The 11,556-nt window shown below is 37.2% G+C and carries 11 protein-coding genes and 1 tRNA gene; 1 reads left to right on the top strand and 11 read right to left on the bottom strand.

What is annotated here, in order from left to right; genetic code table 11:
• Positions 1–5: 5 nt before the first annotated feature.
• The 6 genes from nirJ2 to cpu_RS05040 form a co-directional block, all read right to left on the bottom strand.
• Positions 6–1,001: a putative heme d1 biosynthesis radical SAM protein NirJ2 gene (gene nirJ2, locus cpu_RS05065; protein WP_075858959.1), complete on the bottom strand. Its 996-nt coding sequence runs from the start codon at positions 999–1,001 to the stop codon at positions 6–8.
• Positions 995–1,978 (bottom strand): porphobilinogen synthase, encoded by a 984-nt coding sequence (gene hemB, locus cpu_RS05060; protein WP_075858958.1) that lies wholly within the window; start codon positions 1,976–1,978, stop codon positions 995–997. The genes nirJ2 and hemB overlap by 7 nt, the downstream gene beginning before the upstream one ends.
• 8 nt (positions 1,979–1,986) lie before the next feature.
• Entirely contained in the window at positions 1,987–3,021 is a 1,035-nt protein-coding gene (locus cpu_RS05055; RefSeq protein WP_075858957.1) for a uroporphyrinogen-III synthase, read from the bottom strand.
• Positions 3,014–3,949 (bottom strand): hydroxymethylbilane synthase, encoded by a 936-nt coding sequence (gene hemC, locus cpu_RS05050; protein WP_075858956.1) that lies wholly within the window; start codon positions 3,947–3,949, stop codon positions 3,014–3,016. The genes cpu_RS05055 and hemC overlap by 8 nt, the downstream gene beginning before the upstream one ends.
• Entirely contained in the window at positions 3,915–5,264 is a 1,350-nt protein-coding gene (gene hemA, locus cpu_RS05045; protein WP_075858955.1) for a glutamyl-tRNA reductase, read from the bottom strand. Before hemA ends, hemC begins: the two co-directional genes overlap by 35 nt.
• 80 nt (positions 5,265–5,344) lie before the next feature.
• Positions 5,345–6,295, bottom strand: a complete 951-nt coding sequence (locus cpu_RS05040) for a polyprenyl synthetase family protein (protein WP_234970192.1) — start codon at positions 6,293–6,295, stop codon at positions 5,345–5,347.
• A 125-nt stretch (positions 6,296–6,420) separates the two neighbouring features.
• Here cpu_RS05040 and cpu_RS05035 point away from each other — a divergent pair.
• Positions 6,421–6,517 (top strand) — tRNA-Sec (locus tag cpu_RS05035).
• Between the two features lie 49 nt (positions 6,518–6,566).
• Here cpu_RS05035 and cpu_RS13605 read toward each other — a convergent pair.
• The 5 genes from cpu_RS13605 to cpu_RS14120 form a co-directional block, all read right to left on the bottom strand.
• On the bottom strand, positions 6,567–6,740 hold the full coding sequence (locus tag cpu_RS13605; protein WP_159433971.1) for a hypothetical protein: 174 nt from the start codon (positions 6,738–6,740) through the stop codon (positions 6,567–6,569).
• A 29-nt stretch (positions 6,741–6,769) separates the two neighbouring features.
• A complete protein-coding gene (locus cpu_RS05030) occupies positions 6,770–8,104 on the bottom strand; it encodes a SpoVR family protein (RefSeq protein WP_075858954.1) in 1,335 nt (444 codons plus the stop codon).
• 16 nt (positions 8,105–8,120) lie between these two features.
• Entirely contained in the window at positions 8,121–9,257 is a 1,137-nt protein-coding gene (yhbH, locus tag cpu_RS05025; protein ID WP_075858953.1) for a sporulation protein YhbH, read from the bottom strand.
• A gap of 9 nt (positions 9,258–9,266) precedes the next feature.
• The gene (locus cpu_RS05020; protein WP_075858952.1) at positions 9,267–11,162 is read right to left on the bottom strand and encodes a PrkA family serine protein kinase; all 1,896 of its coding nucleotides are present in this window, start codon (positions 11,160–11,162) and stop codon (positions 9,267–9,269) included.
• A gap of 92 nt (positions 11,163–11,254) precedes the next feature.
• Entirely contained in the window at positions 11,255–11,377 is a 123-nt protein-coding gene (locus tag cpu_RS14120; protein WP_268761775.1) for a hypothetical protein, read from the bottom strand.
• Between the last annotated feature and the right edge of the window lie 179 nt (positions 11,378–11,556).

Below are 11,556 nucleotides of genomic sequence, written 5' to 3'. Positions count from 1 at the left end.
CTTGCTTAGTATCCTTTTCGCCCTTGATATAAGCACCAGGGCTCTTCCGCCATATAATCTCCATCGTGATAAAAGTAAGCCCGAGCGCGACAGCCACCGCAAATTTCTTTATATTTGCAAGTACCACAACCACCTTTATAGTTTAAAGTGCGAAGTTCCTTTAAAACAGGATGGTTTTTCCAAATTTCACTAAAGGGTATTTCCCGCACATTTCCCAAAGGGATATTTAAATAAGCACAGGGCTGGACATCACCTTTAGGGCTGATAATACAGTAAGAAGTACCAGCAAGACAACCTCGACCAAACCGCAAATCCATGCCCATTTGTTTAGCAATCCGCATAAACTGCGGAGCACAGGTGGGCTTTAATTCAATTGGTACCTCTTGCTGTTTTTTCATAATCCTGTGGAGAAGCTTTTCATACTGCTCAGCTCTAAGGGACTCTTGCTCAATATTAACTGCTCTGCCAGTAGGAACTAAAAAGAAAATATGATGAGCTATTGCTCCAATTTCCACTGCAAAATCAGTTAACTGTTCAACTTCATCGTAGTTCCACTCGACCACGGTGGTATGAATTTGAAAAGGAAGCCCCGCTGCTTTGCAATTTTTCATTCCTTCCACAGCTTTTTCCCAGGAACCGGGGGAAGCGCGAAAACGGTCATGCTTTTGGGGATCGACACTATCTAAGCTAATTCCCATGGCTAAGGCCCCAGCTTTTTTAAGCTTTTGGGCCATCTCATAAGTTATTAAAGTACCGTTTGTACCAAATACTGGCTTTAGTCCTTTCTGGGAAGCATATTCTACTAACTCGAGAATATCTTCCCGCATCAAAGGTTCGCCTCCAGAAAAGATCATAATTTTAAATCCTGCTTTGACAATTTCATCAATTAGTGCTTTGCCTTCTTCGGTAGATAATTCTTCTTCGGCCTTTGCTCCTGCATCCCTGTAGCAATGCTCACAATATAAATTGCACTGATTTGTTGTATTCCAGGAAACTAACATTTATTTTCCTCCTTTAGCCATTTAACGACATCTTTAGCATGATAAGAAATTATTAAATCAGCTCCGGCCCGTTTCATGGAAGTAAGAATTTCTAAAACAATTCGTTTTTCCTCAACCCATCCGTTTCGAGCAGCCGCTTTCACTAAAGAATATTCACCACTAACATTATAAACACAAACCGGATAGCCAAATTCTTGTTTTACCCGCCAAACTATATCAAGATAACTTAAGGCCGGTTTTACCATTACTATATCAGCGCCTTCTTCAATATCAAGCAATACTTCCCTTAAAGCTTCATTACCATTAGCCGGGTCCATTTGGTAGGAGCGGCGATCACCAAATTGCGGCGCTGACTCGGCTGCTTCCCTAAAAGGACCATAAAAAGCTGAAGCATATTTGGCAGAGTACGCCATAATAGGAATATGGCTATAGCCGTTAGCATCTAAGGCTTCGCGAATAGCTTGAACCCTTCCGTCCATCATATCCGATGGGGCCACCATATCTGCGCCCGCTTTGGCATGGGATACGGCAGTTTTAGCTAAAAGCGTTAAAGTTTCATCGTTTATCACTTCCCCACCCCGTACAATACCGCAATGTCCGTGACTGGTATATTCACAAAGGCAAACATCGGTAATCACATAAAGTTCCGATAGTTCTTTTTTTATTGCCCGGATTGCTCTTTGGACTATCCCGTCATCGGCATAAGCTCCACAAGCCACTTCATCTTTATGTTCGGGAATCCCAAAAAGGATAACCGCTGGAATTCCAAGTTCATATACTTCCCTTGCTTCTTTTACTGCTTCATCAATTGACAACTGAAATACCCCTGGCATTGAACTTACTTCTTTACGATAATTTTCCCCGGGTGCAATAAAAAGGGGATAAATAAAATCTTCTGGATGCAAATGATTTTCTCTTACCATTGAGCGGATTTTTTCGTTGGCCCGAAGCCGCCGCATTCGAAGTTTCAAATCCATTTTATACCTCACTCTCCTTGAATATAAGTTTTTAAAGTATGCCACAGCCCATCAAGTGTGTGTTTTGCTGCAAAGTATTTATTTTTTATATTTTTCATCGTAAAAGCTTCATAAGTTGTTGGACCTATAGCAAAATGAGGAAGCTTTAATGCAAGAGTTTCATCCTCAAGAAACTCATAAAAATTATTAAAGGTCGATGGGCTAGTAAAGAAAAGAACATCTATTAACTCGGCTTTTAATAATCCATTTAAAAAAGGCTTTATTTCAGTGTTAGGAGTATTTTCATAAACCAATAGTTTTTGGGTAAGAATATTATTATTTTCAAAAATTTCTAGAAGTTCTAATCTTCCAAGGTTTCCTTGAGCCACAAGAACTTTTTTCTTAATTAGCTTTGAATTAATTAATTCCAAAGCCAAATCCTTGGCGGTAAACTTTGAAGAAGTAAAATCAGCAGTAAAACCAAATTCTTTTAAAGTTAAAGCAGTTTTCTCTCCAACAACCGCGAATTTTATAAAAGAGAGCTTTCTTGGGTCAATTTTAAAATGTTGTAAATTGAAAAAAAAGCCCCGCACCCCATGGGTACTGGTAAAAATAATCCAATCATACTCGGAAAAATCTAAAGTTTTTAAACTTTCATCTAAAATATAATTGATTTTAAGCAGTGGAACTTCAATTCCGACAGCACCAAAACGTCCAATTTCCTGTTCCTGTTCTTTTTCAGTTCTAGGAATTAAAACTTTTATTCCTGCTAATGGTCCAACGGTACAAAAACGGCCTAAATTGTAATAGTAAAAACTTTTTAAATAAGATATTTTAGTTAAATCTTTTAAATCACTGATTAAAATACCATCATCAGAAGAAATTTCAATCGGGAGATCACTTATTTTATGAGCATTTGGAAAAAATTCCAAAGGTTTTGCAAATTTCTCATCAAAATAATAGAAGTTTTTCGAATCCCTTAAACTCCGATAAAAAATTTCGGATTTAATTAAATAATCCCTCTCACTGGCAAAGAAAACCCGGCAAGAAACCGAGTTACCCATTTTCATCACACCTAATAGTTTCTAAAATTTTATCTGCACCTTTAGCTAACAGTTCTTCAGCTAAACGAATTCCTAGTTTTTCGGGTTCATCAATACTACCATGGGTCTCTCCCTTAAGAATCACCTTGCCCTCTAAACTAGCCACAACCCCCTTTAAATAAAGTCCGCCTTCCCTAACTTTACCTAAAGCACCAATGGGGATTTGACAACCGCCCTCCAAGCGTTTTAAAAAAGCTCTTTCCGCCCGAATTGCCCGGTTAGTTTCCAAGTGATTAAGAGGCTCTAAAAGTTTTTCCATAAAAGTATCATCTTCTCTAATTTCAACCCCTATAGAACCTTGCCCCACCGCTGGTAAACAAAAATCAAAACTCAACTTTTCCGTAATCTTATTAGCAAGACCTAGTCTCTTTACTCCCGCAAAAGCCAGAACTATACCATCTAAACCCATTTCCTCCATTTTACGAAAACGAGTAGATAGATTTCCTCTGAGGGAAATCATTTCTAAATCCGGTCTTACGGCTAAAAGTTGGGCAATCCGCCGCAAACTACTGGTACCAATTTTCGCACCATGAGGTAGATCCGAAAATTTATATCCTTTAGGTGAAATTAAGACATCTCCCGGATATTCCCTCTCACAAAAGGCTCCTATTTTAAGTCCTTCGGGCAATACCGTGGGTAAATCTTTCATACTGTGAACTGCCATATCAATTTTATGATTTAATAAAGCATGCTCTAACTCTTTGGTAAATAATCCCTTATCACCAATTTTAGCTAAAGCTACATCCAAAATTTTGTCGCCCTTTGTTTTCAATGTAACAATCTTAAAATTAATTTCAGGATAGATTTCTCTTAATTTATCCACTACCCAGTTTGTTTGCCATAAGGCCAGTGCGCTATCGCGACTCCCCACAATAACTTCTTTCGTCATTGTCGTCCTCCATTTCTTCAAGATGAGGCAAACTCGCTTTTGGCCGCTCTCCTTCTACCTGAAGATTGAAGATATTTTGAAATATTTCAGTATAGAGATGACCTTGTGGAGTTAAGGCATACTGTTTTAGCTGTACTATTGGCGTGTGTAACATTTGATTTATAATGCCGTGGGCTAAAGCACAAACAATATTTTTTTCCCTTTCGCTAACATTACCTAATTTATTTAAAGCTTTGGTAAGCTCTTTATTTTTTATTTCTTCAGCTTTTTTCTTTAAAGCTACAATAGTTGGTATAACAAACTGTGAGCTATGCCATTCAATAAATGCTTTGAGTTCTTTTTCAATGATATTTTCAGCCATTTCGGCAAGTCTTTTTCTTTCTTCTAAGTTTTTGGTTACCACATTTTGCAATTTATCAATGTCATGTAACAAGACATTGGGAAGATTTGTTATTTCTGGATCAATATCTCGGGGTACGGCAATATCTATTAAGTACAAAGGCTTTACCCGCTTTTTCACAATAGGCTCAAGCCGGTCTTTATGAATAATTAAATGAGGTGCTCCGGTACAGCTAATTACTACGTCAACCTCTAAGAGGATGTCGTAAATTTTTTCAAAAGGTATAGCAGTGCCATTAAACTGCCGAGCAAAAGTTTCAGCTTTGTCAAAGGAACGGTTGGTAACAATAATTTCTTCTATTCCATAATAACTTAAATGCTTTGCTGTTAAATTACTCATTTTACCAGCGCCAATTAATAATGCCTTTTTATCCCTAAGGCTTCCAAAAAATGAACACGCTAATTGAACTGCGGCATAACTAACCGAAACTGGATTTTTATCAATTCCAGTTTCGGTACGAACTTTTTTACCCACAGTTATAGCGTGTTGAAATAACGTATTCAATATTTTATTGGAAGCTTTGAACGAAGAAGCTTTTATATAGGCATCACGAACCTGCCCCAAGATCTGGGTTTCCCCTAAAATCATTGAATCAAGTCCCGATGCCACTCTAAATAAATGGTGTACTGCATCATACAGTGTGTAGTTATAAGTATAGTTTTTAATCTCAGAAAGGGACAAACCAGCCCAATTAGCAAGAAATTCCCGAACAGCTTTTAACCCATTGTCAATTTCCAAAGCAGCTACATAAACTTCAGTGCGATTACAAGTAGAAAGGATTACAACACCATCAATTGTAGGATAGGATTTTAATTTGGCAAAAGCTTCTCCTAATCGGTGTTCGGAAAAAGATAGTTTTTCCCGCACATCGACCGGAGCTGTCCTGTGATTTACCCCCACAACCACTAAATACATACCAAACGCGCTCCTTTTTGTTTTTTAAAATACACTTTTCACAAATAATTTCTACAAAATTGCTAGTTTTCCTGCTAAATTTAATAATTTCTTGCAACAATAAATTTTGCTATTTCCAAAAAAGAATCTTTAACCGGTGAATTGGGTACAAATTCAAAAGCCTTTATTGCTTTATCCACGTAATTTTTGGCCCAAACATAAGCTTCATTTATACCTCCAAGGGCCTTAACCTCTGAAATTATTTGTTCTACATTGGCTGTACTGTTATTAAGCTTTAAAAGTTCCGTCCATAACTTATTATTTTTATCATTTTTTAATGCCAGTAAAACCGGTAAAGTTATTAATCCTTGTTTTAGATCACTTCCTACTGGTTTTCCTAAAACTTTTTCATCCGCCGTAAAATCCAGTATATCATCAATAATTTGAAAAGCCATACCCACATAAAGCCCATAAATTTTAAGGGCACTTACTACCCGAGATGGAACATTAGCCATAACTCCCCCAAGCTCACAGCTTGCGGATAATAAAAGCGCCGTTTTTCTGCGGATTTTTAACAAGTATTCTTTGACACTGGTTGAAATTCGCTTTGCACTGTTTAATTGTTGAATTTCTCCAGCACTCATTTTAACACTAACATCGGAAAGCACTTTGGCAACGTAGCTGTTTTTGCAAGCATCAATTAAAATTAAAGATCTTGCAAAAATCCTATCCCCAATATGTACCGAAATTTTATTACCCCAATTTGCTTTAACAGTAGGAAGCCCTCTCCGTAAAAACGAATTATCCACAACATCGTCATGAACTAAAGTGGCCATGTGGATTAATTCTAAAGCTACAGCTAATGGCTTAACTTTTTCAAATTCATAATCCCCAAGCTTTGCTGAAAGCAAAGCAAAGGCAGGACGCAGTCTTTTCCCTCCAGCCCTTAAAAGATGAAGCGCCGGGTCATTTAAATATTCTTCCCGTTCCGCGACTTCATTAAAAAGTTCCCGTTCAACTTTCATTAGGTCTTCTTTTATCAGATTAAACAATTTCCTATCCTCCATAACTATTTTCTCACACAAATATTCTTCTTCTAGAGTCAAAAATCCTTCTTTGAGATACTTTTGACGAGATAACAATTTTATTATATAATAATTCATGTTCATAAAAAAGCGGGAGTGACTGGGTCCTGGTGGGCCCCGCGGGCTTCAAACCCGTCGTTGGGCGGCAAAACCGTCCATGGTAGGTTCGATTCCTATTCACTCCCGCCAGAATATAAAAAATATGCCGGTCGTTTGAGGACCGGCTTTGGTTTTTAAATTAATCATCTTCTTTATTGCTGTCAAAAAACTTTGGCGTGGTAGTTTTAAAACCCAGTGGAAACTTTTCTCTTTCGGCTGAAATTCCCTCTTTTACCTGATTAACATTCCGCCAAAAATGCTCTCTTTTAGTTTCTAATAATTCTCCGTATCGATCTGGCTTTTTAGGTTTCATCTTTATTAAAACCTCCTTTGCTTTTATTATTACCCCGATTTTTCGATTAATTTTCGTTGGTGCTTTTCACCATTATAGGTAAACAAAACATTTTTACGATCTACTACCGTTTCTAAATGAACTGGCTTTCCCCAAAGTTCAAAAACGTACGGTAAGGTTTTTTCTAGATAATAAATATCCAGCTCTATTCCCTCAAAGCGATGTTTCAAATAAAGTTCACCGTTTTTTGCATAGTCTCCATCAGTGACTTCAATGTAAGGAAAACCACAATTGTTTAAAGTTAAAACCAAATTATCCCTTACCTTTTCCCAGGCCTTTTCTGTTACCCGCCATTCACTGCCGACCTTTTGAAAATTATATAAATCAAGCTCTTCCACTAACTCTTTGGTGAGGTAATTTCTTAAAAAGGATTGGTCAGAATCAATTTCTCTAACTTCAAAAATCATTTCCCGGCCATATCTTTTTTCAATATCTTCAAAAATTTTAAGTCCTAAAAGATATGGGTTGATACTATACCGGGATGGATGTAAGATTTGGGCATTTAATTTAGCGTATTCAATGCTTTCAACCTCAGTCAAATCCAATTCCCGCATAATCCTGATATGCCAATAAGCCGCCCATCCTTCATTCATTATTTTAGTCTTAAGTTGCGGCCAAAAATATTCCATTTCTTCCCGAACCATAAAGATTATTTCCCGTTGCCAATCCTCTAAATACCTGCCGTTATACCCAATAAAACCCAATAAGTCTTTTTCCGGTTTTTTCTCTTTTTCCTTTTCTCTTTTTATTGGGTTTATCTCCTGCCAGAGGTCATCGTACGGTGTCATAACATCCTTTACTTTTTTCTCCGCTTTTTGCTCTTTTATCCATTCTGCAAAGGGGTCAATATGTTCTTCAATTGAAAGGACTGCATCTAAAAACTTTTCAACTTTCTCTTTCCCGTAACGAAAGGAAAATTCATCAATCCTTTGAGCATGCACCGACATTGTTTCAAGCATTTGCCTATTGGTATTTTTAAAATGCCAATTATTTTTAAAAAAATCTGAATGTCCATAAACGTGGGCTATTACCAGTTTATTTTGAATTAAACTGTTTCCCTCTAAAAGAAAAGCATAACACGGGTTGGTATTAATTACCAGCTCATAAATCCGACTTAAATTATAATCATATTGAGTTTTCATTTTATGGTAAGCTTTGCCAAAGGTCCAGTGGGAAAAACGGGTGGGCATACCATAAGCCCCAAAAGTATAAATAATCTCTGCAGGACAAATTTCAAATCGTATAGGGAAAAAATCTAGCCCAAAATTAGAAGCTATCTTTTCTATTTCCTCAGCTGTCTTTTCCAAATAAGCCAATTCTTCCATAGGCTCTCCCCCAAAGCTAATTCTCTTTTTTTAAAAAAGCTTTTAAAGCTTGATATACGCCAATTTTGTCTTTAATGGTTACCATTACAAAATTGGAATTGTTTATCTTTTTATATTCATTTTTTAAGGTAGCGGTATAGTAGTAAGGTCCTTCGATTTCGCCATAGCCTACTAAGTTGCAAACATTTAATAGTTCTCTTACAAGTTTTAGACAAAGCTCATTATCGGAAGACAGATTATCCCCATCGGAAAAATGAAAAGCATACAAATTATAAAGATTGGGATTATACCGGTGTTTTATAATGTCTAATGCTAACTGGTATACCGAAGAGCATCTCGTGCCGCCACTTTCCCCTTTGGTGAAAAACTCTTTTTCCGATACTTCTTTAGCTTCAGTGTGATGGGATAAATAAACAATTTCAACATTTTGGTATTTTAGCTTTAAAATTCGTACCAGCCAAAAGAAAAAGGTACGGGCAATGTATTTTTCAAAGGGTCCCATGGAACCGGAACTATCCATCATTGCTATTACCACAGCATTGGAGTCAGGTTTTTCCACTATTTCCCAGGTTTTATACCGTAAATCTTCATCAGAAATTTGAAATAGATTTTCCCTATTTTTTAAAAGATTTCGTTTTAATGCTTCATAAACAGTTTTTTTGCGATCGATATTACCTTTTAAACCTTTTTTTCTGACATCCCTAAACTCATAACTTTCATTCTTTATCTGATCGTAACTTTTATTTTTCAAGTGGGGCAGTTCTAAATCTTCCAAAAGGATTTCCGTTAACTCATCAATGGAAACTTCCGCCTCATAATAATCCTGCCCTGGCATATCCCCGGCTCCTTTACCTTTATCCCCCTTAGCATTACTCCCATCTTTTCCCAAAACATCACCAACTTTTGTCTCACCGCTACCTTGCCCGGTATGTTTTTGTTTGTTTAAATCGTAGCGAAAGCGAAACTGTTCAATACTGCGAATTGGAACTTTAACAATTTTTTTCCCATCACTCATGATTATCGCTTCATCGCTTAAAATTTCCGGAAGATTTTTTTTAATTGCTTCCCGCACCTTTTGCTGATGACGCTCTTTATCTAATTCCCCTTTACGGTGAAGACTCCAGTCTTCCTTAGAAATAATAAAATTTCCCATCGTCCTCACCTACCTGTTTAACAAACTTCCCACGTATTTTAAAAGTTCATTGGCGCAAACCGCACAATAACCATGGTGGTTGATAAGGCGTTCACTAACCTCGTTTAGTTTCTTGAGTTGCTGGGCATTGGGCGTCTTTGTTGAGGTAGTGATTTTTACCACATCTTTTAAATCGGCAAAAAGTTTTTTTTCAATAGCTTCTTTTAATCGTTCATGGGAGTGATAATCGAAAATTTTACCCTTACGGGCGTAAATGGAAAGACGAATTAAAATCTCTTCTCGAAAGCTTTTTTTTGCCGACTCGGTCACACCAATTTGTTCTTCAATAGAACGCATCAACTTTTCATCAGGATCTATTTCCTCATCAGTAATAGGATCTCTTAATTTTGTGCCGTTACAATATGCTTCCACATTATCTAAATAATTATTAAATAAATTTCTAGCCGATTCCTCAAATGAATAAACAAAAGCTTTTTGCACCTCTTTTTTAGCTAACTCGTCGTATTCTTTTCGAACTATTGATACCAGGTTTAAAAGTCTGTCCTTTTCTTCTTTGCTTATAGACGGATGCTGATCTAAACCGTCCTTTAAAGCCCGTAACACATCTAAAGGATTAATGCAGGCCGTTGCGGTTTTAATTAATGCCGAGGAAAGCCTGTTGATTACATACCTGGGGTCAACCCCTGACATTCCTTCTTCCTCGGCTTCGTTTTGTAACTCTGCCACATCCTTAGGTTTAAAGCCTTCCACATCTTCTCCGTCATAAAGCTTCATTTTTTTCACTAGGTCCATTCCTTGCTTTTTACTTTCTTTAAGCCTTGATAAAACCGAAAACATTGCCGCAACTCTAAGGGAATGGGGAGCGATATGGATGTTGGTTAAATCACTTTGCTTTATTAACTTTTCGTAAATTTTTACCTCTTCCGAAACTTTTAAATTATAGGGGATTTTAATTACAATCATGCGCGAAAGCAGGGCTTCGTTCTTTTTATTGCTAATAAAGGCTTTATATTCTGCTTCATTGGTATGGGCAACGATTAGTTCATCAGCATAAATTAAGGCGAATCTTCCTGCTTTAAAATTTCCTTCCTGAGATAAGCTTAATAAATTCCATAAAAATTTTTCGTCACATTTTAACATTTCCTGGAACTCCATAATTCCGCGGTTTGCGATATTAAGCTCCCCGTCAAAGCGGTAAGCTCGTGGGTCAGATTCTGCTCCATAAACCGGCAACGCGCTAAAATCTACGCTTCCCGTCAACTCAGCTATGTCCTGGGATTTGGGGTCAGAGGGTGAAAAAGTTCCAATACCTATGCGCTTTTCCTCAGATAAAAATATTCTTTCTACCCTTACTTCTTCAATATTGCCATGATATTCTTCTTCCAGCATCACCTGGCAGCGGGGACATAAATCTCCTTCGATAAAAACCCCAAATTCTTTTTCAAAATCTTCCCTCAATTCTTTTGGTATTAAATGGAGAGGCTCTTCATGCATCGGGCAGCCCTTAATGGCATATAGAGCCCCTTCCTCAGTGCGGCTGTACTTTTCCAACCCCCTTTTTAAAAGGGTAACTAAGGTAGACTTCCCTCCGCTAACCGGCCCCATTAATAAGAGAATCCGCTTTCTCACATCTAGCCTTCTTGCGGCTGGGTGAAAATATTCTTCGACTAATTTGGATAGGGTCTTATCTAAGCCAAATAATTCCGAGGTAAAAAAGCGATATTTTCTCCCTTCTTCGCTATCAATTACTCCATAAGATTTAATCATGTTATAAATGCGGCTGTGAGCAAGCTGGGCAATATATGGCCGTTTTTTTACCAATTCTAAATATTCTTTAAAACTGCCCTCCCAGGCCAGTTCCCGCTCCCTTTTTTTGTAAGCCTCAAGTTTCTCTAAAAACTCCATAGGCTTACCTCCCTTCGTGTTAATACATTATATGCAGTAGACATTTTACTTAAGCAAAAGATAAGTAATAAAAATACCGGCAAAAGCCGGTTTTATCCTGGTAATTTAACAACTATAAGGTTTCTATCCAGAAGATCTCGGATTATTTTTTCAAAATCTTTTGCAAATATATACCATACTTCTTCACCCTCACAAAAAGTAACTAAATAAATCATTTACTTATCCCCCTGTAAATACGCTCCTGGTAAAATATATGTATACAAAATTCATTTATTCCATAGGCAAAAAAACTGCCCCTTTTGTGAACTGGTCAAGACTTAGTAGACACAAAAAATACTAGATGAACCCCTGTTCAATTCTATATTGGACGGGGGTTTTGTAATTAAGGGCAAAT

Origin of the sequence: Carboxydothermus pertinax, from assembly GCF_001950255.1 — a bacterium.
Taxonomy (GTDB): domain Bacteria; phylum Bacillota; class Z-2901; order Carboxydothermales; family Carboxydothermaceae; genus Carboxydothermus; species Carboxydothermus pertinax.
This window is presented reverse-complemented; position numbering and strand designations above follow the sequence as displayed.